The organism is Hymenobacter sp. BT559 (assembly GCF_017571525.1).
Taxonomy (GTDB): Bacteria; Bacteroidota; Bacteroidia; order Cytophagales; family Hymenobacteraceae; genus Hymenobacter; species Hymenobacter ginsengisoli.
This window is the reverse complement of record NZ_JAGETY010000014.1, coordinates 44,856-69,819: the sequence shown is the minus strand read 5'-3', so window position 1 is coordinate 69,819 and position 24,964 is coordinate 44,856. Positions and strand designations below refer to the sequence as shown.

Below are 24,964 nucleotides of genomic sequence, written 5' to 3'. Positions count from 1 at the left end.
GCGCCGTTGAAATAGTTAGCCTAGTGGCGTGGCAGAGATGCTTCGACAAGCTCAGCATGACGTTCTTTTTATTCGTTTACAAATTAAAACGTGGCTTTACTGCGCGGCTACCCCCTTGGTGTGCAGGTAGCGCTCGAAGAACTCGTAAGTGCGCAGCATCTGGTCGATGCGCTGGCGGTTGTCGCCCGAGCGGGTGAGCTCGTGGGTGCCGCCGGGGTGGCGCACGTACTCCACGGGGCGGCCCAGCACTTTGAGGCTGCGAAACAGCATCTCGCCCTGGACAAAGCCCGTGCGGCGGTCGTTTTCGCCGTGGAAGAGGATGTAGGGGGTCGTAATATTTTCGACGTAGGTGATAGGCGACTCGCGGGTGAGCAGCGCCCGCACCGCCGGCTGCCAGGGGTAGCCCCCGAAGTAGTTGGGCACCAAGCGCCAGGCATTGCCTTCGCCAAAGAAGGTGGCTAGGTCATACACGCCGCGCTGCGAGCAGGCCGCCTGGAAGCGGTGGTCATGGCTCACAATCCAGGCCACGAGGTAGCCGGCGTACGAGCCGCCCGTCACGACCAGCTTGGCGGGGTCAGCCCAGCCTTCAGCCACGGTTTTGTCGAGGGCCGTGAGCACGTCGCTACTCGGGCCAGTGCCCCAGTCGCGGATATTGGCCCGCAAGAACTGCTCGCCGTAGCCGCCCGAGCCGCGCGGGTTGCCATACACCACGCCGTAGCCCTGGCTAGCGAAGTACTGAAACTCGTGCCACATGCTGGCCTCGCCCGGTCCCCACATGGCCGCCGGCCCACCGTGGATGTTGAGCAGCAGCGGATACTTCTGGCCGGCCTGGTAGGCGGTGGGCTTCATCACCCAGTACTCCACGGTCAGACCCTTGTCGTTCACAAACGTGTGCTTTTCGGGCAAGGATAGTTGCCGGGTTTTTACCCAATCGTTGAAGGTGCCGGCGCGGTGCACCTGGCGCAGGCTGGCATCGGCCACATACAGGTCGGAGGGGTTGCGAACGCCGGTTTGGGCGTACACCACGTGGCCCTGCGCCACGGCAAAGCTCAGGATACCCGTATCGTCGGCCGATAGCTTTTCCATTTTGCGCGTGCTGACATTCACCCGGTAGAGGGGCACGCCGCCGTTGGCTTGGGCCGTGAAGTACAAGTACTTGCTATCGCTGCTCCACATCAGGCCAGCCGGCGTGCGGTCGAGCGGAATGGTGATAACCTGGCCGCCAGCCAGCGGCCTAATCTGCAACTTGGGCACAGCTACGCGCCCGGTGGGCGCCTCCTGAAAGGCCAGCCACCGCCCCGAGGGCGACACCGCCGGCGTACCGTACGCGGTACTATCTTGGCTCAGCAGCGAGCGCAGGTGGCGGCCGTCGCGGTCGGCCAGAAACACCGCGTTTTCCTGGGCGCGGTCGGGGTGGCGCACCGAGTCGATGGCCGCCAGCAGCAGCAGGTGCTGACCGTCGGGCGTAAACTCGGCCTGGCTGAAGCGGTAGAAGCCGTGGGTAATGGCTACCGGCTGCGCGGCCGGAGCAGTGGCATCAATCAGGAAAAGCTGGCCCAGGCTTTTGTCGGCTGATACGTCTTTTTCATCCTGAAAGTCAAGGTTATCGAGCACCTTGGCTTTCTTATCCAGCTCATTTTTGTCGAGGTAGGCGCGCACCTCGGCTAGGGTGCCATCGGCATTGGGCCGCGCCGACCCTAGCGCATAATTCTTGGTGAAGCCCGGCTTCTCGTACGACCACAGCGGGAGGGCCTTACTGGCATTCAGCAGCGAGTCTTTCACAAAATCGCGCAGCGGAATAGCCGCCCCAAACAGCACCTGCCGGCCATCGGGGCTCCACTTGGGCGCCGTGGCGCCGTACTTGAAGCGCGTAAGCTGCCGGGCCTCGCCCCCATCGGCGGGCATCACGAATACCTGCGGCTTGTCATCGACGGGCCGCACAAAGGCCAGCTGGCGGCCGTCGGGGCTCCAGGCGGGCTGCGTGGCGCCATCCTTACTAAAGGTGAGCTGCCGGGGCTGGGCGCCCGCCTCGGTGCCGATGGTGTAGAGCTGGGTGAGGTTTTTATAGTCGGCCTTGCTCTTCTCGTCGGGCACCACCGCCAGCACCGTAAACGCCGCCCGCCGGCCATCGCGGGTCAGGGTGACGTTGTTGAGCTGCTCGATTTTTAGCAAGTCGGAGACTTTCACCGGCTCGGAGGCCGTTTGGGCGTGGGCCGCTAGGGTAGCGCAGCTGCCCAGGAGGGCTAGGGCAATTTTAGTTACGGCCATGTAAGTAGGCTTTTGATGCTCAGTATAGTTGCGAGCGCAACGACAAAAACTTAAGGGTCAATGAATGCCCATATCCCTTGGTTAGTCGGCTTACAGCACCTTAGGAGTAGCTGTAGCCGCTGCCTGGTTCACCTGCCCGGCAAAGCGGTTGATAGCAGCGGCAGTGCGCTGTATCTGCTCGTCGGCCTCGGCCCACTTGCGCTCTTCTATTGCCTCACGAATGCCCGGCATGGTTTTCACACCGTAGCCGGTATAGAAACCCGGCGCATAGAGCTGGTGCCGGTACCAGGGCCGGCGCGGCAGGCCTTCGGTACTGAGCAGCTGCTGCTCAGCTTGGTAGAGAAGCTGGTCGAGGGCTTTCTGGCGGTCAGCGGGCAGGGGATTCTGGCGGGCCTGCTCGTAGGCCTGGGCGCTCTGAGCTAGCTTTTGCAGGGCAGCATCAAGGGGCGCAAAGTTCAGTTGGGGCACAGGAGCCTGGGCTTTGGGGGCTAGCAGGGGCTGGTCAGGATTTGACACGGCCTCGTAGCGCTTCTCGGCCAGCAGCTTGGCTTGGCGCTCGGTTTCGGTACGCATGTCATCGGTCAATTTCTTAACCTCGGTGCCATACTTAGCCACGGTATTCGACAGATTCTGAAACTCGAAGGGCAGCACGTCGGCGTCGGCCAGGCGCAGTACGCAGCGGCCCATCGTTTGGGCTAGGGCCACGCCGTAGGCAAATGTGGGGTCTTTGAAGCGCGTGAAGTCGTCAAAGGAATCAAAAATCGAGTGGTACTCGCCGCCCGCGCCCTCTCCGCCAAAGCCCACGTTCATCGACGGGATGCCCAGGTGCTGGATGTAGGGCGAGTAGTCGGAACCCGCGCCCAGGGCGCCGATGCGCAGGTCGGCGCGCTCGCGGGCGTCTTTTTGCACCTCGGCGCTGCCATTCACGAGGTCGCTAGCCCGGCGCCGCTCCAGGATAGACATTGGTTTTTCGGGGTCGGGCACGTCCCGCGCCACCTGGTTGAAGAACTTCTCTAGCGTGTGCGAGCCCGCCACGCCCAAAAAGCCGCGGTCGCTGTTGTCGGTGTTCAGGTACGCCACCACGTGCTTTTGCAGGTCTTTGGCATTGGTTTCGGCCCATTCAGTTGAGCCCAACAGGCCGGGCTCCTCGCCATCCCAGGCACAAAACATGATGGTGCGCCGGGGCTGCCAGCCGGTTTTCACCAGCTCGCCGAGGGCACGGGCCTCTTCCAGCTCGGCCACCATGCCGCTGAGCGGGTCACTGGCGCCGTTGACCCAGGCATCGTGGTGGTTGCCGCGCAATATCCACTCGTCGGGCAGCTCCTTGCCGCGCAGCGTGGCGATAACGTTATACACCGGCTCGGTTTTCCAGTTGAACTCCAACTGCAAGTGCACCTTGGCCGGCCCCGGCCCGAGGTGGTACGAGATGGGCAGCGCGCCGCGCCAGTCGGGCGGGGCCATCGGCCCCGCTAGGGCCGACAGCAGGGGCAGTGCATCGGCATAGGAGATAGGCAGTACTGGTATCTGCGTGAGGGTGGGCGCAGTGCGGTAGTCAAGGCGTTTGGCGTTTTTGGTCGAGCCGTAGCCCGGCGTGAGAGGGTCGCCGGGGTAGGTAGGCATGTCGAGCACCGAGCCGCGCTGGGCGCCGGTTTCGGGCTTAAAGGGCCCTTTGGGGTACACATCGCCCTGGGCGTAGCCGTCGTCTTTGGGGTCGGAGTAGATGAGGCAGCCGATGGCGCCCATCTCGGCGGCCACCTTGGGCTTGATGCCGCGCCACGAGCCGCCGTACTTGGCAATCACTATTTTACCCTTCACATCGATGCCGCGGCGAGCCAGTTCCTCGTAGTCTTTCGGGATGCCCTGGTTCACAAATACCAGTTCGGCGGTCACGTCGCCGTCCTTCGAAAAGCAGTTGTAAGTCGGTAGTTGCTCGCTAGTCTGGCCCGATGTGGCATCTTCGGGCACCGGCTTTTCGGTGAGGCTAGCGGTGAAGGCGGTAGGCGCCACCAGCTCTAGCTTACGCAGCTTGGGCGTGGGAAAGAGTACGTACGACACGTCAATACGCGTGGCATAGCCCCAGCTTTTAAACAGGCTAGCCATAAACTCGGCGTTGGCTTTGTCGTAGGCCGAGCCCACATGGTGCGGGTGAGCGGCCAGGCGCTTCATCCACTGGCGCAGATTGTCGGCCTTGAGTTGGGTATCAAACTTGCTTTCGAGTTGGTACTCCGTGGCCGCCGTGGCTGGCGAGAAGCCCAGCAGTGGCTTGTCGGCGGGCGGGGCTGTTTGGGCGGTTAGCCGATTGGCCAATAGCCCGGCTGCGAGCAAGAGAAAGGGGTAGGGTTTCAGCATAAGCAGATTAGTAGCGAAAAAGAAGTACTACCTGCCGCTTCAAAACCCAGCGATAGGCCGGCGAAAGATAGCGCTAACCCGCTGCCCAATACTGCTATTTTTTCGTCTTATTATCAAATTGCTTACCGCTTGCACAAGAGCTGTTTGCCCCCACGCACAAGCGCCGCGCCACCCCTAGTGGGCAGCGCGGCGCTTGTGCGTGGTGGGGGTTAAATGCGGCCCTAGCCACTGTAGCCCCCGCCGCTTTCGGGCTCGGTGGCGCTGCCGCCGGCCTTGTCGGGCGTGGGCAAGTCGCTTTCGGTCTTGATTTCGACGTCGCTGTAGTCGGGTACGCCGTCGCCTTGCACGGGTACGGGTGGCTCGGTGTGGGGGTCGGGGGTGTGCGTGGGCTGGTTCATAGGAGAAACAAATAGATTGGCTGGGTGTACGGACTACGGCGGCTGGTGGCTGCCTGGCCCGGCTAGCCGGTGTACTTTTGCCGCCGTTACTACAGGCAGTTTTTCACTCCTTCCTTGTTCAAATGAGCCAGTTCCGCACCGAAAAAGATACCATGGGCCAGGTGCAAGTGCCCGCCGACGCCTATTGGGGCGCCCAAACCCAGCGCAGCATCGAGAATTTCCCGATTGCGCAGGATATCAATAAGATGCCGAAGGAAATCATCAAAGCCTTCGCCTACCTCAAGAAAGCTGCTGCCCTTACCAACCGCGACGCGGGCGTGCTCGACGCCGAAAAGGCCGACCTGATTGGCCGCGTGGCCGACGAAATTTTGGCGGGCCACCTGGCCGACCAGTTTCCGCTGGTGGTGTGGCAAACTGGCTCGGGCACGCAGTCGAATATGAACGTAAACGAGGTAATCGCCTACCGCGGCCACGTGCTGCACGGCGGCCTGCTGAGCGACGAGAAGAAGTTTCTGGCCCCGAACGACGACGTGAATAAGTCGCAGTCGAGCAACGACACCTTCCCGACGGCTATGCATATTGCGGCCTACAAAATCCTGGTCGAAACCACGATTCCGGGCATCACCAAGCTGCGCAACACGCTGCACGACAAGGCAGTGGAGTTTAAGAACGTGGTAAAAATTGGCCGCACCCACTTTATGGATGCCACGCCGCTGACGCTGGGCCAGGAGTTTTCGGGCTACGTATCGCAGCTCGACCACGGCCTGCGCGCCATCAACAACACGCTAGCCCACCTCAGCGAGCTGGCGCTGGGCGGCACCGCCGTGGGCACCGGCATCAACACGCCTCCCGGCTATTCGGAGAACGTGGCCAAGCACATTGCCGAGCTCACCGGCCTGCCCTTTATCACGGCCGAGAACAAATTTGAGGCCCTAGCGGCCCACGACGCCATCGTGGAAGCCCACGGCGCCCTTAAAACCGTGGCCGTGAGCCTGATGAAAATCGCCAACGATGTGCGCATGCTCAGCAGCGGCCCGCGCGCCGGCATCGGCGAAATCTCGATTCCCGACAACGAGCCCGGCTCCAGCATCATGCCTGGCAAGGTGAACCCTACCCAGTGCGAAGCCATGACGATGGTGGCCGCCCAGGTGATGGGCAACGACGTGGCCATCACGGTCGGCGGCTCGATGGGCCACTTCGAGCTGAACGTGTTCAAGCCCGTCATGATTTACAACTTCCTACACTCGGCCCGCCTCATCGGCGACGTGTGCGTGGCCTTCAACGACAAGTGCGCCGTGGGCATCGAGCCCATCCTGCCCAACATCAAGAAGCACGTTGACTCGTCGCTGATGCTGGTAACGGCCCTCAACCCGCACATCGGCTACTACAAAGCGGCCGAAATCGCCCAGACGGCCCACAAAAACCACTCGACCCTGAAGGAAACCGCCGTGCAGCTCGGCTACGTGACGCCTGAGCAGTTCGACGAGTGGCTGAAGCCCGAAGACATGGTAGGCGAGATTAACGTGGGCTAGCCCTGCGTTATATAATCTGCTGGCAATCCAAAACGCCTGTCATTGCGAGCTTGCGAAGCAATCGCACCCGAACGATACCCAACCGATTCGTTCTCGTGTGCTTGATTCGCAGGCTTGCAATGACAGGCGTTTTTTCTTTTGTAGCGTAGCGCTACGTTGACTTACTGATTGCTCTACCTCATGCGTCCAGCCGACACCCGCCACCGGGGCCCGCACCCCGCCGACGACACCTTGTTTGCCCCCAAGTGGGCGCCGGTGCTCCGTAGCGCCGTGGCCGAGCTGTCGTGGCTGTTGACGCGCGCTTACCCGCCAGCCGCCACCCTGAAGCTGGTAGGCGACCGCTACGCCCTCACCGAGCGCCAGCGCTGGGCCGTGGGCCGCGCCGCCTGCGCCGATGAGCAGCAGCTCCGCCGGGCGGCTACGCTACTACCGCCCGGCAGCCTCAACGGCCGGCCGGTGGCCATCGACGGCTTCAACTTGATTATCACGCTCGAAGCGGCGCTGAGTGGCGGCATTGTGCTGGGTGGTCGCGATGGCGCTTGGCGCGACCTGTCGAGCATTCATGGCACCTACCGCGCGGTGCAGGAAACCGACCGCGCCATTCGGCTGGTAGCGACGGCACTGGGGGCCCTAGCGCCGGGCCCCGTGCGCTGGCTGCTCGACCAACCCGTGTCGAACAGCGGACGGCTGGCGGCGCGCCTGCGCGACCTGGGCGCCGAGCTAGGCCTGCCCTGGACGGCCGAGGTAGTGATGAACCCCGACTCCGTGCTGGCCGAAACCACCGAGGTGGTCGTAACCGCCGACTCGGCCGTACTCGACCGGGCTGGGGCGTGACTCAACCTCGCACCACTGGCCTTGGCTGCCGAGCCGCCGCGCTGGCTTCTCGATTTGAGTGAAAAGCCACTGCAGCCTTAAACCCTGGGGCCACGCTGGACGTCTGCTAGCTATGCGTACGCTACTGCTAATTGCTCTGGTTTGCTTGTTCAGTCCGCTCATTGGCTACGCCCAGCTCACGCAGGCGGTGCCCGTCGATTCGGCTACGGCGCGCGTGTTGCTAGCCCAGGCAGCGCGGCAATACCCCAAGTTTGCCGCGGCGCTGGATGATGTGCGCCAGCACGACCCGCTGCTGCGGCGCTTTGTAGTGGTCACCAGCGCAGGGCCGCTCGGTAGCCCGGCCGCGGCTTTCCCCAACGGCGTGGTGCGGCTCGACCGGCGCTTTCTAGAGCACCCGCAGCCCGAGTTTGACGACAACCGGCTGGTGGTGGTACTGTACCACGAAATCGGGCACCTGCATTATTTCAGCACCGTGCCGGCTAGCCAGCGCGACTCGCAGGCCAGCGAGCGGGCGGCCTTCGACTACTCCTTACTCAAAACCAAGGCCCTAGCTGAGGCCGGCGACTGCGCTCCCCTGCAAACTGGTTTGAAGTTCATGCTCTTGCGCAGCCGCTCAAACGACCTGGCCGACCCGCACGTGCGCGCCCTCAAAAGCCTGGTGCAGGAGCCGGCCTATGCCGAGTACAAAGCCTACGTGGCTAGCCAGTGCGGGGTGAAGCCCTAGGGGCAAACCAGCCGACAGGCGTGGTTTTTTCGCATCTTTGCGGTCTACCATCTTGCCTGCTGCGCTATGGATTTTGCCCAAAACCTTGTCTTGGAAAACAGCCGCGTGCGCCTGCGCCCGCTCGAAGCCACCGATTTTGAAGAATTGAAGGTGATAGCCTTCGACCCCGCGCTCTGGGAATTTACCCTCACGCGCGCCGACGATGCCTTGAGCCTGGCCGACTACCTGGCCCAGGCCGTGCAAGACCGCCAAACGGGGCGTCGCTACGCCTTCGCCATTATCGACCGGGCTAGCGGGCGGCTGGCGGGCAGCACCAGCTACTACAATGATTTTCCGGCCGACCAGCGCCTGAGCATTGGCTACACGTGGGTGGGCACCGACTTTCAGCGCACCGGCCTCAACCGCGCCGCCAAGCACCTGCTGCTCGCTCACGCCTTCGACCAGCTCAACTACGAGCGGGTCGAGCTTGAAACCGACAGCCGCAACCACAAGTCGCAAACCGCCATGCGCCGGATGGGCGCCACCGAAGAAGGCACCCTGCGCAGCCACCGCCTCACGCAAGGCAACTACCGGCGCGATACCATGATATTCAGCATTATCCGGGGCGAGTGGCCCGAGCTGCGCCGCACCACGTTTGCCGAGTTCGACACCCGTGGCTAAGCCTTACACCTCTGGCCACCCCAGCTTGTGGCACCGGCAGGTGGCGAGCTTCGGCTACGCCTTTCGGGGCATTTGGGCAGCGCTGCGCTCCGAGTCGCACCTGCAGTTTCATGCCGTGGCCACGGTGGTGGTTATCGGCGGCGGGCTGTATTTCCGGCTTAGCCTCACCGAGTGGGCCCTAGTGGCGCTGGCGGTGGCGGGCGTGTGGACGGCCGAGCTGGTAAACACCGCCATCGAAACCCTCACCAACCTCGTCTCGCCCGATTTTCACCCCCTGGCCGGCAAGGCCAAGGACGTGGCCGCCGGGGCTGTGCTGCTGGCTGGCTTTGGGGCAGTGGCGGTAGGGGGCTGCATCTTCGGACCCAAAATCTGGGCGGTATGGCCGCGCTAACTATTCGGGGCGGTTGGCGTAACGTAGGGGGCTAGCGCTTCTTTGGCGCTCGTTCACTTTTACTAGTCCGCTCCGCAATGCGCCTGCTACTGATACCATTTACCGCGCTAGCCCTGCTGCTAGGGGCCTGCCAACAAGATGTGGTGGTGAACACGCCCACCACGCCGCCCGCTGAAGGCTTTGTGAGTGAGCGCGATACCCCTGCGCCCACCAGCGCCAACACCGTAGACCCGGTGCCCATTCGCGGCATGCGCCTCGACAGCACCGCCCGGCCTCAGTGGCTCCGCAATCGCATTCAGAACATCTTGGCCACCCGCAAGCGCAACCCCATTATCCGCATTTCGCGCTACCAATACGAGGGCGAAACGGTGTACTATGAGTCGGCGCCGTGCTGCGACCAGCAATCGGTGCTTTATGATGCCCAGGGCAAGGTGTTGTGCCACCCCGAAGGCGGCATCACGGGCAAGGGCGATGGCAAGTGCGCCAACTTTGAGAAGCGCCGCACCAACGAGCAGCTCGTGTGGCAAGACCCCCGCTGAGGGGCGCCTACCAGTACAAAAGGACGTTCTGCTGCGCTTGTCGAGGCAGGACGTCCTTTTCTTTGCAGTCAAACTACCTTTTGCTTTTCCTCTCATGATTAATACCATCGCTAAGCTCGGCGTTTTCAACGTGTGGGCCAACGAAACGCTTCTGCGCCGCCTCGACTCGTCGGTGGCCGCTGGCCAGGAGGCCCCCAAAGCCGCGCTCCGCATATTCAGCCACGTTATCAATGCCCAGGCCATCTGGATTGCCCGCCTCAGCGGCACGGCTAGCCCCCTCAAAGTGTGGCAGGAGCACGACCTGGCTGGCCTGCACCACTGGCACGAGCAAACCTCGCAAAAGTTTGCCGACCTCTGCGCCACTACCGACGAGGCCGAATTGAACCGCCACATTCAGTACACCAACTCGCAGGGCGATGCCTTCGACTCGCAGGTGAGCGACATCCTGACCCACTGCGTGGTGCACGCCAGCTACCACCGCGGCCAGGTAGCCACCAAGATGCGCGAAGCTGGCCTTGAGCCTATTAACTCCGATTTTATCACGTATTGCCGCGAGCAGGCCGGCCAGGTGCAGCCCCAGTTGTAGCCGCTCGTTGACTGCCCTAGCGGGCCGCCCGGCACTAGCTTGCGGGGCGGCCCGCGTTGGTTTTGAGGCCGGCGCCGGGGCACTGGTTAGCCTTTTTGCTTATGAAAATCTTGTTGGTGGAAGACGAGCCGCCGCTCGCCTCGTTCGTAAAAAAGGGGTTTGAGCACGAAGGCTACGACCTTACCGTGGCCTACGACGGGCGCACCGGCTGGTCGCTCTACGAGCAGCAGCCCTACGACCTGGTTATTCTGGACATTAATCTCCCCTACCTGAACGGTGTGGAGCTGTGCCGCCGCATCAGGGGGGCTAGCCAGCGCGTGCCGGTGCTGCTACTCACGGCCCTCGACAGCCTCGACGACAAGGAAGCCGGCTTCGCAGCAGGAGCCGATGACTACTTGGTTAAGCCCTTCGAGTTCAGGGAACTACTGATGCGCGCCCGCGCCCTTACCCAGCGCTACGCCGTGGCCAACGGCGAGCGTCGTGAGCTGCACATGGCCGACCTGGTGCTCGACCTCGACGCCAAAACCGTGACCCGCGCCGGCCAGCGCATCGACCTCACCACCCGCGAGTATTCGCTGCTGGAGCACCTGCTCCGCAACCGCGGCCGCGTGGTGTCGCGCGTAGACATCGCCGAGCGCGTCTGGGACCTGGACTTCGACACGACCACCAATGTTATCGACGTGTACGTAAGCTATTTGCGCAAGAAGCTGGACCGTGATTTTTCGCCCAAGCTCATTCATACTGTAGTGGGCATGGGCTACGTGATGCGCGAGCAATGAGAAGTCGCAAGTAGTAATCAGTTGTAATTGCGAGCGTAGCGTCGCAATCTTCCCTTCACGTTAGGGATAGTTTTACAACGAAGCATACGATAAAGAAGGATTGCCGCGCTTCACTTCGTTGCGCTCGCAATGACAAACGGGTATACTGTCACGCACCCATTGCTAACATGCTGATTCGCAATAAGCTGATGCTACGCTTTACGCTGGTGGTGCTGGCTATTCAGGTCAGCTTTTCGGCGTTCATTTACTATTTCAATGCCAGCACGCGCGCCCAACGCTTTGAGCATCGGTTGGGCACGAGCGCTACCCTAGCCACGCGCCTGCTCGTGCGCCCCGGCAAGCTCGAAACCGGGCAGCTCGGCAGCTTGCGTCGCCGCGATTTGGTAACGCTTCCCAACGAGCAAATCAGCATCTATGGCCCCGATGGCGGCTTGCGCTACAGCAGCGCCGATGACATCGACCAAACGCTGAACCAAGCGCACCTGCCGGCGCTGCGTCCCGGGCAGCAGGTAGCTTTTGCCACTGCCGGGCGCCGCGAGGCCGTGGGCATGGGCTACGACCACGAGGGTGAGCAATACACGATTTTTGTATCGGCCGAGGACCAGGTGGGCTGGGCCCGGCTGCACCAGCTGGGGCTGCTACTGCTGGTGGGCAATGTGGGCGCACTGGCCCTCAGCATTTTGGCCGGGTGGTATTTTGCGGGGGCCGCGCTGGCGCCGGTGGCGCGCATCAGCCGGCAGGCGGGACGCATCTCGGCCAGCAGCCTGGGCCGGCGCTTGTCGGAGGGCAATGGGCGCGACGAGCTAGCCCAACTAGCCCGCGTCTTCAATGAAATGCTGGCCGGGCTGGAGCAGGCATTTGAGGCACAAAAAAGCTTCCTGGCCCACGCCTCACACGAGTTGCGCACGCCGCTCACCACCCTCACCGGCACCCTCGAAACGGCCCTGGCCTACGACAATAACCTGCCCGCCGCCCGCGAAAGCCTCGCCCACTCGCTCGACGCCGCCCGGCATTTGCAAAGCCTCACCGCTAGCCTCCTGGCCCTGGCCAAGGCCGATGGCACGCTGCCCGCCTTCAAGCCCGTGCGCCTGGATGAGTGCCTGAACCAGGCCCTGGACTTTGCTCGGGCCAAATACCCCGGCCGTGAGCTGCGGCTAGCCTTCGGTACGCTGCCCGAAGCCTTCGAGGGCGACGTATTTATGATGCCCGGCAATGCCGAGCTGCTCACCACCGCCCTACTCAACCTGCTCGACAACGCCGCCAAATACTCAGTTGGCCCCGTGCTAGCTGAAGTAGGCTACGACGGCCCCGCCACCCTGCGCGTGCGCATCACCGACGTCGGCCCCGGCCTCAGCCCCGAGGAGCTGAGCCACATCTACGAGCCGCTGTACCGAGCCGCCGGCGCAGTGGGTCGCCCGGGCTACGGCCTGGGCCTGCCCCTCACGCAGCGCATTGTGCAGCGCCACGGTGGCCGGCTAAAGTTGACCTCGGCCGTGGGCGAGGGCACTACAGCCACGGTGTGGCTGCCAGCACTGCCGGTGTAGCTATTTATTACCTTGTGCCCCATGCCATTCCATTACGTTACCATCACCGACCAGCTGGCCTGGCTGCCCGACCATGCTGGCACTGCCGCGGCCTCGGTGCCAGGGTTGCCGGCTGGGTATGAGACTTATCTCAACCTACTGCCGCCGCTGGGTATCGACAGGAGTGTGCCGATTGCCGAATACTCGTTTGCCCGCAGCTCGGTGGCGGAGTTGAATGCTCGCGCGGCGTTTTGGAATAAGTACGGCATCGTGCAGGGGCAGCCGGCGGTTAGCCGCCTCCAGCCCATTACGCACCAGGAAATAGCTGCCTCGTTAGGCCTGGCCTATGGTACTGATTTTGACAGCGCAGCTATCAGCCGGGCCCACGGCGGCCACTGGCCGCCGCACCTGGGTAGCTCCTCGCTATTCACCGAGGCATTTGCCCAACGGTTAACTCAGGCTATGGGGCCAGCTATGGAGGCCTATTTCTACGGCTCGCAAGAAGAGGGAAACGGCACTTGGGACAGCGATGGCCTCCCCGCCGACTGGCTGGCCCTGGGTACCCTGGCTGACTTACCAAAAACCTATCGCCAGGATGGCTCCTTCCCAACCTACGTCTTTGCCGCCAACTATTCCTGGTGTTTTTACCAGGCCGAGCTAGTGGATTGGCTAGCCTTTGGCGGCCCGGCAGAAGTAGCGAATGCGTTGTTGGCTAGCCCCGGCATGGAAAGCTTTCGGCTAGCCTAGTGAGGTCATAGTGAAAGCGTACTTTCACTATGTTTTCATCTTTTCTAATACGGTTCTCATACCGTTTTAATATCGGTTAGGGTGCTTTGCGGGCAGTTGCCACTGCCCTGCTTTGCCATGCCTCGCCCTTCTCGGTCCTTAAATTTTTTATCGGTGCTGCTGGCAGGAGCGCTGGCGTTGTCGCTGGTGCTCAATGGGTTTTTGCTTTACAGCCGCCCCCTGGTGGCGGCCGACTACGATGACTTGCAGGAAGCCGAAGCCGACCTGCGCCTCACGCAGCGGCTGCTGGCCCGCTGCCAGGCCGACCACCACCAGCAGGACAGCCTGCTAGCCCTGCATCCTTCTCTCCTTCCGCAAGCCGTGCCCACGGCTGCCACCTCAGCCCAGTAGCAGGCCGGGGCTTTTCGACTTGTACATCCTTTCTATATGAACCCCTTGAGTAGCCGCTCTTTCTTTCATTACGTCGCCATGGCCAGCGCCGCGGGCTTGCTGGCGCTAGGCCTGGGCGGCTGCTCAGCCAAGGCCAAGAAGGACAACGCCGAGGCCCCGCCCGTGGTGCCAGTAGTGACCCTCAAAACCTCGGAGCAGCAGTTGCACCGCGACTACGTGGCCGATGTGCAGGCCGTGCGCAACGTGGAAGTACGCGCCCAGGTAGCTGGCTTTCTGGAGCAGATTTTTGTGGATGAGGGCAAGCCCGTGAAGAAGGGCCAGCCGCTTTTCCGCCTCAATGCCAGCGCCTACCAAAACAAGCTGCGCCAGGCTCAGGCGGCCGTAGCCAGCGCCCAGGCCCAGGCCGCCGCCGTGCGCGTAGAGCGCGACCGCGTGCGCCTGCTGGTCGATAAGAACATCATCGCCAAAACCGAGCTGGCCCTCTCCACAAGCAAGGTGAAGGAGGCCGATGCCCGCGTGGCCGATGCCCTAGCCGGCGTGGCCGCCGCCCGCCTCAGCCTGGGCTACACGCTGGTGCGCGCGCCCTTCGATGGCGTGCTCGACCGCATTCCGCTCAAGGTGGGCAGCGTGGTGGAAGAAGGCACGCTGCTGACCACGGTGTCGGACCTCAGCTCCATTTTCGCCTACTTCGACGTGGCCGAGGGCAGCTACATGAACTACACCAAGGCCCGCCGCGAGCACCCCGAGCTGCACTCCGACTCGGTGCGCCTGACCCTGGCCAACGGCGACCCCTACCCCCTAGCCGGCCACATCGAAACCGCCGAGAGTGAGTTCAACCCCAACACCGGCTCCATCGCCCTGCGCGCCCGCTTCCCTAACCCCGACCGCCTGCTTAAGCACGGCGCATCAGGTAAGATACGCCTAACCAGCCAGTTGCCTTCGGCGCTGTTACTGCCCCAAAAGGCGGTGTTCGAGATTCAGGACCAGAACTTCGTGTACGTGGTGGACCAGAATAGCATGGTGCACACCCGCAGCTTCACGCCTCAAACGCGCCTTGGCGACTTCTACGTGGTGAAAGAGGGCCTCAAACCCGGCGAGCGCGTGGTGTACGAGGGCGCACCGGAGCTGCGCGACAAGCAGCAAATCAAGGCCAAAGCCGTGGTGATGGACTCGCTGGCCGTGGCCGCGCAGTAACAGCAAGTAGCGCGGACTTTTAGTCCGCGAGTGAGGTCAGCCAACTCGCGGACTAAAAGTCCGCGCTACTACTCCCAACGATGCAAGCGAGATGCTACGCTCTGCATGACGGCTTTGTGGGGCCTGTCATCCAGTTAATTAGTTGATTACTAAGCAAGAATCAATGTTCGATATCTTCATTCGCCGGCCGATACTCTCGCTGGTTATTTCCGTGTTTCTGGTGCTGCTAGGCGGGCTAGCCCTGTACACGCTGCCCATCACGCAGTTTCCGGACATTGTGCCGCCTTCGGTGACCGTGACGGCCAAGTACACCGGCGCCAATGCCGAGGTGTGCGCCAAGGCCGTGGCCACGCCGCTGGAGCGCGCCATCAACGGCGTGCCGGGCATGACTTACATGAACTCGGTGAGCTCGAACAACGGCGTGACGCTCATCACGGTGTTCTTCGAAGTAGGTACCGACCCCGACCTGGCGGCGGTGGGCGTGCAGAACCGCGTCACGACCGTGATTGACGAATTGCCCGAGGAGGTAATTAAGGCCGGCGTGACTACGGAGAAGGAGGTAAACTCCATGCTGCTCTACCTCAACATCACGAGTGACGACAAGAAGGCGGGCGAGAAATTCATCTACAACTTCGCCGACATCAACGTCTTGCAGGAGCTCAAGCGCATCAACGGCGTGGGCTTTGCCGAGATTATGGGCTCGCGTGAATACTCGATGCGGGTATGGCTGAAGCCCGACCGCATGGCCGCTTACGAGGTGGGCACCGACGAGATTGTGGAAGCCATCCGGGCCCAAAATGTGGAGGCGGCGCCGGGTAAATCGGGCGAAAGCTCGGGCGGCGCGGCCCAGCAGCTGCAGTATGTGCTGCGCTACACCGGCAAGTTTTTCGAGCCCGAGCAGTACCGCAACATTGTCATTCGCTCTAACCCCGACGGCTCGGTGTTGCGCCTCAAGGCAGTGGCCGACGTGGAATTTGGCTCGCTCACCTACGGCATGTCGTCGAAGAACGACGGGCAGCCCTCGGCGGCCATCATGCTCAAGCAGCGCCCCGGCTCCAATGCCAGCGACGTGATTGCCAACGTGAAAAACCGCATGGCCGAGCTGCAAGCCACGAGCTTCCCGCCGGGCATGAAGTACAGCATCGCCTACGACGTATCGCGCTTCCTCGACGCCAGTATCCACGAGGTGCTGCGCACGCTGGTCGAGGCATTCCTGCTGGTGTTCGTCATCGTATACCTCTTCCTGCAAGACTGGCGCTCCACGCTCATTCCGGCCCTAGCCGTGCCGGTGGCGCTCATCGGCACGCTCGCCTTCATGCAGATGCTGGGCTTCTCGATTAACCTGCTCACGCTCTTTGCGTTGGTACTCGCCATCGGTATTGTGGTCGATAATGCCATTGTGGTGGTCGAGGCCGTGCACGCTAAGATGGAGGAGAAGCACATGGACGCCCGCAGCGCCACCTTCGAAGCCATGCACGAAATCAGCAGCTCGCTGATTGCCATCACCTTGGTGATGTCGGCGGTGTTCATTCCGGTGTCGTTTATGGACGGGCCAGTGGGCGTGTTCTACCGCCAGTTTTCGCTCACGCTAGCCATCGCCATCGTCATTTCGGGTGTCAATGCCGTGACGCTTACGCCAGCGCTCTGCGCGCTTATGCTGAAGCAGCACGAGGGCGAGCGCACGGGCTTGGTGGGCCGGTTCTTCAAGGGCTTTAATACCAAATACGAGGGGCTAGCCGGCGGCTACCAGCGGCTGCTGGGCGGCATTGCTGGCCGCCGGCTCGTGACTATCGGGGCGCTGCTGCTCTTCTTTGGGGCTACCTGGGGCGTGAGCCGCATCCTGCCCTCGGGCTTTATCCCGACCGAGGACCAGGGTATGGTGTACATCAACGTGACCACCCCAGCCGGCGCCACCGTGGAGCGCACCGAAGCCGTGCTGGCCCAGGTGCAGCGCATCGCCCAGAAAATGGGGCCGGTAGAGTCGGTTTCGACCCTAGCGGGCTATAGCCTCGTGAACGAAGTGGCCGGCTCCAGCTACGGCATGGGCATGATTAACCTCAAAGGCTGGGACGAGCGCGAGCAGTCAGTGACCGACGTGATTAAAGAGCTGGAAAAGAAGACGGCGGGCATTGCCGATGCCGAAATTCAGTTTCTGCCGCCGCCCACGGTGCCGGGCTTTGGCAACAGCAGCGGCTTCGAGCTGCGCTTGCTCGATAAGTCGGGCCGCGGCGACTTGCAGCAGACGGCCAAGGTATCGCAAACCTTCCTGGCGGCGCTGCAAAAGGAGCCGGCCATCAACGGTGCGTTCACGGGCTTCGACCCCAATTTTCCGCAGTACCTCATTCACCTCGACCAGGACATGGCCGCCAAGCAGGGTGTGACCGTGGACAAAGCCATGAGCACCCTGCAAACGCTGCTGGGCAGCTACTACGCCAGCAACTTCATCCGCTTCGGCCAGATGTACAAGGTGATGGTGCAGGCTAGCCCCGAGTACCGCGGCCGGCCCGACGACCTGCTGGCCCTGCACGTGAAAAACAACCGCGGCGAGATGGTGCCCTTCTCCACGTTCGTGACGCTGGAGCGCGTCTTCGGCCCCGACCAGCTCACACGCTACAACATGTACACCTCGGCCATGATAAACGGCGACGCCGCCGCCGGCCACAGCTCGGGCGACGCCATCACGGCCATCGAAAAAGTGGCCGCCGATGTGCTGCCCCGCGGCTTCAGCTACGAGTGGAGCGGCATGACCCGCGAGCAAATCCTGAGCGGCGACCAGGCGCTCTACGTGTTCGGTATCGTGCTCATCTTCGTGTACTTGCTGCTGGCCGCCCAGTACGAAAGCCTGCTGCTGCCGCTGCCCGTGCTACTGAGTTTGCCCACCGGCGTGTTCGGCGCCTTTCTCAGCCTCAAGCTGCTAGGGCTCGAAAACAACATCTACGCCCAGGTGGCGCTCGTGATGCTCATCGGCCTGCTGGGCAAAAACGCTATCCTCGTTATCGAGTTTGCCGAGCAGCGCCGCCGCGCCGGCGCCACCGTGCTGGAGGCCGCCGTGCAGGGTGCCGTATCGCGCCTACGGCCCATTCTGATGACCTCCTTCGCATTCATCGCGGGCCTAATTCCGCTGGTGCTGGCCGACGGCGCGGGCGCCCTGGGCAACCGCTCTATCGGCACGGCGGCGGCGGGCGGCATGCTCATCGGCACCATCTTCGGCATGGTGCTGATACCGGGCCTGTACGTGCTGTTTGCCAGCTTCGAGAAGCCTAAAAATTTGGATGCCGAGGTGAAAAAAGAGCCGGTGGCTAACCCTGCACACGCGTCGGAACCGGAGCTAGTGGCGCATTAGACCCTAGCGGGGCGCCTCACCCCCTGGCCCCCTCTCCGAAAAGGAGAGGGGGCCTGACAATTTTTTAGCTAAAACCTGAACTCGCACGCCGCCGTGGCTCCCCCTCTCTTTTTCGGAGAGGGGGCCAGGGGGTGAGGCGCCCCGATAGAACGACAACCACATGCTCCGCTCACTCGCCCTTTTCATAACCATTCTCTTGCTCGCCGCCGGCTGCCGCGTGGCGGCCCCGGCCGACCCGGCCGCTAGCCCCGCCGTCCCGAAAGCCTACAACCAAGCCGCTAACACGAGCGACAGCGTGAGCGTGGGCACCCAGCCCTGGCGGCAGTTCTTCCGCGATTCGGCACTAGTGGGCCTCATCGACACGGCCTTGCGCCAAAACCTCGATTTGCGGGTGGCTCTCACGCGGGTTGAGACGTTTCAAGCGCAGTACCTGGCTCGGCACGGCGCGCTGCTTCCGACGTTGTCGGCCACGGGCACGGCGGCACTCGACCGCTACGGCGAGTACACCCCGAACGGCGTGGGTAACTACGACACCAATTTTTCAAATAATACTGTGGGCAACCGGCGTATCCCCGGCCCGCTCACGCCCGACCTGTTTGTGGGCCTGCGCAGCTCCTGGGAAATTGACATTTGGGGCAAGCTGCGGAGCCGCCGCAAGGCGGCCTACCTGCGCGTGCTAAGCTCGGAGCAGGGCCGCAACTTGGTTATTACTAACGTAGTGACCGACGTGGCCCGCGCCTATTATGAGCTACTGACCCTGGACAGCCAGCTAGCCACGCTGGAGCGCAACGCCCGCTTTCAGGAAGAAGGCCTGCGCCTGACCAAAATTCAGAAGCAAGCCGGCCGCGTGACGGAGCTAGCCGTGCAGCAGTTTGCCGCCCAGTCGCTGCGCACCAAAAGCCTGGCCTTCGAAACCCGCCAGCGCATTGTCGAGACCGAAACTCAGCTCAACCAGCTGTTGGGGCGCTATCCGCAGCCCATCCGGCGCAGCCGACTGCTGCCCACCCAGAGCCTGCCTGCTAGCCTAGCGGCGGGCTTGCCCTCCTCGTCGCTGTTGCGTCGCCCCGATGTGCGTCAGGCCGAGCTAGAGCTGCAAGCCAACCGCGCCGAGGTCGATGCCGCCCGCGCTGCCTTCCTGCCTAGCCTCACCCTCACGCCCTACGTGGGCCTCAACGCCTTCCGGGCCAGCCTCCTACTCGACCCCGCTTCCGTGGTATTCGGGGCAGTGGGCGGGCTAGCCGGCCCCATCCTCAACCGGTCGCAGTACCGCGCCGACCTGCGCCAAGCCATCGCCAGCAACTACGAGAGCTACTACCGCTACCAGCAGGCCCTGCAAACCGGCTTCCGCGAAGTGGTAGTAGGCCTCAAAGGCCTCGAAAACTTCCGCGCCGCCGCCGACCTTCGCGCCCAGGAAGTAGACCAGCTGCGCAAGGCCGTGGCTACTTCGAATGAATTATTCATCGCCGGTTATGCCTCTTACCTAGAGATTATTACCGCTCAACGCAGCGTACTCGAAGCTGAACTGAGCCTGGCCGATGCCCGCCAGGCCCAATTGCTGCAAAGCGTGAACCTCTACCGCGCGCTGGGCGGCGGTTGGCAGTAGCGCGAACTTTGTAGTTCGCGTTTTCACGGCGCCGCAACGATGCTACCGGCGCGGGGACCCGAACTACAAAGTTCACGATACTCAGCACCCTAGCTACCGAAAAGTCACCCTTGCGGTGGCTTTTTCGTTAGGACTTCATCCGTTGCCCTTTCATTTTTATGTCGACTCCAAACGCTCCCGTCCTCACCGCCGACCGACTGGCTGCTAGCCTCACCTATGACGGCTTACGTCAGCATATTACGGAGGCCCTAGCCACGCCGCAGCCCGACGAGCACCTGGCCAAACAGCTGCCCTACTACCGCGAATGCAGCGAGCGCATAAACCAGCTTACCCCAACGATACACCTGCTGCCCGAGCTGCAAACCGCCCTCGCTAGCCTCACCCAGCGCTACGTGTGGGCCATTATTACCGAAGGCTGGTGCGGCGACGCCTCGCACACGGTGCCCCTGCTCGAAGCGGTTGCGCAGGCTAGCGGCGGCCACATCGAAACCCGCTACTTCCTGCGTAACGCCAATACCGACCTAATCGACCGCTACCTCACCAATGGCGGCCGGGCCATGCCCATTGCGGTGCTCCTGCACGCCGACTCGCTCACCGAGGCGGCCGTGTGGGGCCCACGCCCGGCTCCGTTGCAAGCCCTGATGCAAGACCTCAAAGCCCGCCAGACGGACCCCAAGGACATTACCGCCCAGGCCCACGCCTGGTACGACCAGGATGACACCCGCACTACCCAGCACGAGCTGCTATCTCTGGTGCAGAAACTCAGCTAGCCCCTCTCCCACAAAAAAGGCCATTCCTGCTCCGGAATGGCCTTTTTACTAGGTATACGAAAGGGTTAATTAAGCGGCGTCACGCCCAGGTCCGTCACCTGGTTGTTGGTTACCGTGATGCCGGGGCGCACCACCGATTTGTAGGCCGGCTGGCCCGTGGGAGCCGCCACGCTGGGGAAGAACTGCACCTGGTAGGTGCCCGCCGCTAGCCCATTGAGCTGATAGGCGCCCGAAGCGTCGGCGAAGGTGCTCACCGTATCGGGCCCCGTGATGGCGGCCCGAATGGCCAGCACCTGCGGCCGGGCCACGGCCGGGTTCACGGTGCCGCGCAGGCCCCCGCGCAGGTCCTGCGCCACCAGACGGATAACGGGCTTGAGCAGGTAACGCTCCTTCTTGTCGTTGCCAGCCTTCCAATTGCCGCGCTCCACGATAGACTTGGCTACGTCGAAATCGAGCAATAGCTGATAAGTGCTACCGGCCGCTAGGGTCACTTTATCCAATTTCAGCTTTACCCCCGAAGTCTGGCCGCTGGGCGTTTTGAGGGCGTACTGCTGGCCGTCGGTGCCCACCACATAGCTATTTGGCCCTAAGATGAGGCGGATTTCCTTGAGGTCGCCAGGGGCAAAATCAGTGTTTACCAGCAGCGCCGATTTGCCATTGACGTAATCGAGCACATTAACGGCCTGGGGCGTGAAGACCAGCGTTTGCCAGCCGCTAGGGTCATTTTCATCTTTGTCGTGCACCTCAATCTGCTGCACATCAAGCACTACAGCGTTGAAGTTGCCCGGTGCATCGGTCAGGCGCACTTCCAGCTTGGCCGCTGAGGCGCTGGCGTTATCGGCATTCTTCGAGCAGCTGGCAAGGGCTAGCGTAGCCGCCGCGGCCAGACTTAAGAGACGATAGTTTTTCATGGAAAGGAAAGGAATAGAAAAGCAGCCCAAATAAAAAGGCCCGGCCTACCATACGGCAGCCGGGCCTCCTTCCTCAAAAACACTGCCAAATGCCCACGCAGCTACTTCAAAATATCCTACTTCTTGGTAGTGTCGGCCGGCGCGGGGGTAGGCGCAGCTGCTTTCTTGCGGCCGCCAAACAGGCTGTTCAGCCCGGCGCCGATGGCTTGTTTGGCCTTTTCCTGCGCCTCCAGTCTCTTTTTCTGCAATTCGAGCTGCACCTGCTCTTGTGAGGTTTGCTGGGCCGTGGTAGTGGCTTTCTGGGTGCTGTCGGTTTTCGCCTTGTTCTTGTTGGCTAGCCCAATGAGCGCGTCGGTGAGCTTGGTTTTCACCACGTTGGTTACGATGGCTTTGCCCTGGTCTTTGAGGCTGCCGCTGGTTAGCTTCACCACCGGGCTCGCGATGTTGCCGCCGATGTTGAGGCCCAGCGTCACGCGGTCGGTACCCTGGATATTTTGCACCCCGGTCAGCTGCGTGAGCTTGCTGTTCAGGGCGTTGCCTAGCTTGCCGGTAGGCGTGTTGATGGCGGCCACGTAAGAGAGCAGGCCGCTGAGGTTGTTGGAGCCGCCCAGCGTCATCTTCACGTCGCCCACCGTCAGGTCAAACGGTTTCACCACGAGGTTGCCATTCACAATCTGCGCATTGACTATCTTATTGAGCACTTGCAGGTTTTTCAACTCGGGCAGGGTCGTGAGGCTGGCAATCTGGTTGAGCGTGGGCGATTGCAGCACGGCGGCCTTCACGATGTCAAACAGACCTGTGCCGCTTAGCGTGCTCAGCTTGGGCAGCATATCCTGGCCCATTTCGCCGCTGGCCGTAAACTTGGTATTGAACACGCCCTGCACTACCGCCGCGATGGGCGCCAGGGCCTTCACGGTGTTAAAGCTCGCGAAAGCCTTCTGGAAATCCAGGTTCTGAATGTTCAGCCCCAGGTCAAACTTGGGGTGCGCCAGGTCCTGGGTGTTGTAGCTACCGGTAGTGCCGAAAGAGGCACCTAGCGTGTTAAATGTCAAATCTTTGAGCGTCGCCACTTCGTTCTTCACCGTCACGGTGCCGGTGGCGTTGTTCAGTTTCAGGTTGTCGTAGGTCACGTTGTCGACCTTGCTGTTCAGCACCAGGTCGAAGAACTTCGGAATTGGCACTACGCCATCGGCCTTGGCGGGTGCCTTCTGCACGGCACCGGCGGTGGGCTTTTCGCTCACCGGGTCCACCATAAACTCGTTCACGTTGAAGTTGTGCGAGGTCACGTTTAGGGTGCCGCGCAGGGGCTGGCCGGGCGTGAAGAGGTAGCCCAGGTAGTTGCTCACCGTGCCGTTGGCGGCAAAGTCAGACGTGCCAGCCGTGCCGTTAAGCTGCTGAATGACAATCTGGTTGTTGTTGAACGTGCCGGCGGCGCTGCTGATGCTCACGCCCTGCGGCAGGTCCTTGCTCTTGTAGGTCACGTTTTTGGCCTGTACCGTGCCGCTAGCCTTCACGTTCTGGTAGCGGCCGGCTTCTACGTCGGCCATGTTGCCGGCGGCAGCCACGTTGCCCGATACGCGCCCGGTCACGGTCATGCCTTCGAGCGGGAATATTTTGGTCATCTTCGTCAGGTCCACCGTGCCCTTCACGTTGGCGTCGAAGATGGGCGAATTGATATTATGGGCCGTGAGGCGGCCGTCGAGCGGCTCGCCTTCCAGCACCATGTGAAACTGCGGCAAATTCACGTAGGTATCGTTCACCTGGCCCGTCGAGTTCACCACTGTGCCGCTCAGGTTAATATCCTCAATCGGCGCCGGAAACTTGTTCGATTTCACGTAGCCATTGGTCATCTTAATGGCGGCGTTCACCACCGGCATCTGGGTTTTTGAGTAAGTGCCCTTGCCGGTGGCATCCACAAAGAGCTGGCCCCTAGCCGTGACGCCGGCCACGGGGTACACTTTCAGCGCTTCGGCCAGGTTCACGTTGGCTTTCACGCGGCCATCTACCTTCATGGGCTCCAGGCCGTCTACGGTCACGTTGCCGTCCACGGGGTTGGTGCCCAGGTCGAGGTGAAACTTCGACACGTTGACTTTCACGTTGTTGGTGAAGCCCGAGGGGTTATCGACCACCATCGCCACGTTGATATTCTTGGCCTCCTGGGGCAGCTGCGGGTACTTGAAGCGACCATTGGTCACGTTCAGGTTCACGCCGTAGCCGGGCATGCGCAGCTTGTTTTGCACGCCCTTGTAGTAGCCGTTGAAGGCCACTTGCCCGCTAGCCTGCACGTCCTTAAACTGCGCATTGAACACGCCCGGCACTAGGCTCAGGATGTTCTTAAAGTCGGTTTGCAGCGCCTTGAACGTGATGTCGTAGGTAATATCCGTGGCATTGGGCAGCCCAATGGCGCCCGCAAAGCTGAACGGGAAATCGTTGAGCTTCACCTGGTTTTCCTTGAACGTGTAGAGGTTTTTGTTCAGGTCCATCGCCATCGCTACATCAGCGTTCACCTGCTTGTCGGTGAGGTAGTCGATGCCGTTGTAGTTGGCCGTGAGCTTGTCGATGGTGGTGTTCGAGGTCAGGTCGAAGATGTTCTTCGAGAAGTCGCCCTTGCCGGTGTGGTTCAGGCCGCGCGCGTCCATGCTGAACGGGATGCTGCGGTCGTCGTAGCGCAGGCGGCCGTTGGTCACTTTCCAGCCCTGAATAGCCAGGTTTACCGAGCTGGTATCCTGCCCTTTAGAAGCCGCGGCCGAATCCGAAATCATGATATCCCAGTTGGCTCGCCCGCTCTTGAGCACCTTCACGGCAATGTCGGGCTGGTCGAGAACCACGCTTTTCACGTCAATCTGCTGGCCTTTGATGACGCTCATCAGGTCGAGGCCCACCTTGAGGTCGGGCAGGTAGGCCAGCGTGTCGCGGCTGAACGAGTCGAGGCCGATAACGCGCAGGTTTTTGATATCGAGGCCTAAATCGGGGAAGGTGCTGAGCAGCGTCACATCGATGTCGGCGGGGTTGTACTGCACCTTGGCGCGCACGCGCTGGGCTATCTGCTTGTCGGCCAGCGCGCGCAGCTTGTCTTTAAAGAGGAAGGGCGCGGCGGCCAGCGCCACCACCAGCAGCAGCATAAACGCTAGAAAACCAAGCAGAATCTTACGCATCGAGAAAGGGAATAAGGGCTTCGGGCAAAAATAAGCGCCCGCTCAACCCAGCTTAACGCGAAAATGAAGCCGAATGCACCCTGACAACGCATTTATTCTACCAACACCAGAACTTCATCCACCAAAAAGCCCCGCGGCCGGGCGGCCAGGGGGCTTTTTGGTGGATGTTGGCTGTGAGTCCGGGTGTGGAGGCGTTGCGCAGGCGCGGACCTTGCGGCGCGGACTTAATCAGAGTCCGCGCTATACTAATCTAAGCGCGACTTCCTGC

General features: G+C 61.9%; 20 protein-coding genes. 15 read left to right on the top strand and 5 right to left on the bottom strand.

Annotation, left to right across the window (positions count from 1 at the left end):
• Positions 1-96: 96 nt before the first annotated feature.
• The 3 genes from J4D99_RS17560 to J4D99_RS17550 form a co-directional block, all read right to left on the bottom strand.
• Positions 97-2,268, bottom strand: a complete 2,172-nt coding sequence (locus J4D99_RS17560) for a S9 family peptidase (RefSeq protein ID WP_208133048.1) — start codon at positions 2,266-2,268, stop codon at positions 97-99.
• A 90-nt stretch (positions 2,269-2,358) separates the two neighbouring features.
• A complete protein-coding gene (locus J4D99_RS17555; RefSeq protein WP_208133047.1) occupies positions 2,359-4,617 on the bottom strand; it encodes a M28 family metallopeptidase in 2,259 nt (752 codons plus the stop codon).
• A 221-nt stretch (positions 4,618-4,838) separates the two neighbouring features.
• Positions 4,839-5,015: a hypothetical protein gene (locus J4D99_RS17550; protein WP_208133046.1), complete on the bottom strand. Its 177-nt coding sequence runs from the start codon at positions 5,013-5,015 to the stop codon at positions 4,839-4,841.
• 122 nt (positions 5,016-5,137) lie between these two features.
• Between J4D99_RS17550 and fumC the strand changes: the two genes are divergently transcribed.
• The 15 genes from fumC (at position 5,138) to J4D99_RS17475 (ending at position 20,630) form a co-directional block, all read left to right on the top strand.
• A complete protein-coding gene (gene fumC, locus J4D99_RS17545) occupies positions 5,138-6,547 on the top strand; it encodes a class II fumarate hydratase (RefSeq protein ID WP_208133045.1) in 1,410 nt (469 codons plus the stop codon).
• 180 nt (positions 6,548-6,727) lie between these two features.
• Positions 6,728-7,381: a DUF434 domain-containing protein gene (locus tag J4D99_RS17540; RefSeq protein ID WP_208133044.1), complete on the top strand. Its 654-nt coding sequence runs from the start codon at positions 6,728-6,730 to the stop codon at positions 7,379-7,381.
• A gap of 112 nt (positions 7,382-7,493) precedes the next feature.
• Entirely contained in the window at positions 7,494-8,105 is a 612-nt protein-coding gene (locus J4D99_RS17535) for a hypothetical protein (RefSeq protein WP_208133043.1), read from the top strand.
• A gap of 66 nt (positions 8,106-8,171) precedes the next feature.
• Positions 8,172-8,765, top strand: a complete 594-nt coding sequence (locus tag J4D99_RS17530) for a GNAT family N-acetyltransferase (RefSeq protein WP_208133042.1) — start codon at positions 8,172-8,174, stop codon at positions 8,763-8,765.
• Positions 8,758-9,156 carry a diacylglycerol kinase gene (locus J4D99_RS17525; RefSeq protein WP_208133041.1) on the top strand — a complete coding sequence of 133 codons (399 nt, stop codon included), beginning with the start codon at positions 8,758-8,760 and terminating at the stop codon, positions 9,154-9,156. The genes J4D99_RS17530 and J4D99_RS17525 overlap by 8 nt, the downstream gene beginning before the upstream one ends.
• A 77-nt stretch (positions 9,157-9,233) precedes the next feature.
• Positions 9,234-9,695 carry a DUF6970 domain-containing protein gene (locus J4D99_RS17520; protein ID WP_208133040.1) on the top strand — a complete coding sequence of 154 codons (462 nt, stop codon included), beginning with the start codon at positions 9,234-9,236 and terminating at the stop codon, positions 9,693-9,695.
• A gap of 94 nt (positions 9,696-9,789) precedes the next feature.
• Positions 9,790-10,281, top strand: a complete 492-nt coding sequence (locus J4D99_RS17515) for a DinB family protein (protein ID WP_208133039.1) — start codon at positions 9,790-9,792, stop codon at positions 10,279-10,281.
• A 101-nt stretch (positions 10,282-10,382) separates the two neighbouring features.
• Positions 10,383-11,060 carry a response regulator transcription factor gene (locus tag J4D99_RS17510; protein ID WP_208133038.1) on the top strand — a complete coding sequence of 226 codons (678 nt, stop codon included), beginning with the start codon at positions 10,383-10,385 and terminating at the stop codon, positions 11,058-11,060.
• A gap of 167 nt (positions 11,061-11,227) precedes the next feature.
• A complete protein-coding gene (locus J4D99_RS17505) occupies positions 11,228-12,604 on the top strand; it encodes a sensor histidine kinase (RefSeq protein WP_208133037.1) in 1,377 nt (458 codons plus the stop codon).
• 21 nt (positions 12,605-12,625) lie between these two features.
• A complete protein-coding gene (locus J4D99_RS17500; RefSeq protein ID WP_208133036.1) occupies positions 12,626-13,330 on the top strand; it encodes a hypothetical protein in 705 nt (234 codons plus the stop codon).
• 117 nt (positions 13,331-13,447) lie between these two features.
• Complete coding sequence (locus tag J4D99_RS17495) at positions 13,448-13,720, top strand: hypothetical protein (RefSeq protein ID WP_208133035.1); 273 nt, start codon at positions 13,448-13,450, stop codon at positions 13,718-13,720.
• Between the two features lie 78 nt (positions 13,721-13,798).
• Positions 13,799-14,914 carry an efflux RND transporter periplasmic adaptor subunit gene (locus tag J4D99_RS17490; RefSeq protein WP_208133034.1) on the top strand — a complete coding sequence of 372 codons (1,116 nt, stop codon included), beginning with the start codon at positions 13,799-13,801 and terminating at the stop codon, positions 14,912-14,914.
• 163 nt (positions 14,915-15,077) lie between these two features.
• Complete coding sequence (locus J4D99_RS17485; RefSeq protein ID WP_208133033.1) at positions 15,078-18,257, top strand: efflux RND transporter permease subunit; 3,180 nt, start codon at positions 15,078-15,080, stop codon at positions 18,255-18,257.
• Positions 18,258-18,417: 160 nt separating this feature from the next.
• Positions 18,418-19,860: an efflux transporter outer membrane subunit gene (locus J4D99_RS17480; RefSeq protein ID WP_208133032.1), complete on the top strand. Its 1,443-nt coding sequence runs from the start codon at positions 18,418-18,420 to the stop codon at positions 19,858-19,860.
• A gap of 158 nt (positions 19,861-20,018) precedes the next feature.
• Positions 20,019-20,630, top strand: a complete 612-nt coding sequence (locus tag J4D99_RS17475; RefSeq protein WP_208133031.1) for a thioredoxin family protein — start codon at positions 20,019-20,021, stop codon at positions 20,628-20,630.
• 65 nt (positions 20,631-20,695) lie between these two features.
• On the opposite strand, the gene J4D99_RS17470 is transcribed toward J4D99_RS17475, so the two are convergent.
• Positions 20,696-21,541, bottom strand: a complete 846-nt coding sequence (locus J4D99_RS17470; RefSeq protein ID WP_208133030.1) for a DUF4382 domain-containing protein — start codon at positions 21,539-21,541, stop codon at positions 20,696-20,698.
• Positions 21,542-21,657: 116 nt separating this feature from the next.
• Complete coding sequence (locus J4D99_RS17465; protein ID WP_208133029.1) at positions 21,658-24,696, bottom strand: AsmA family protein; 3,039 nt, start codon at positions 24,694-24,696, stop codon at positions 21,658-21,660.
• Positions 24,697-24,964 lie beyond the last annotated feature (268 nt).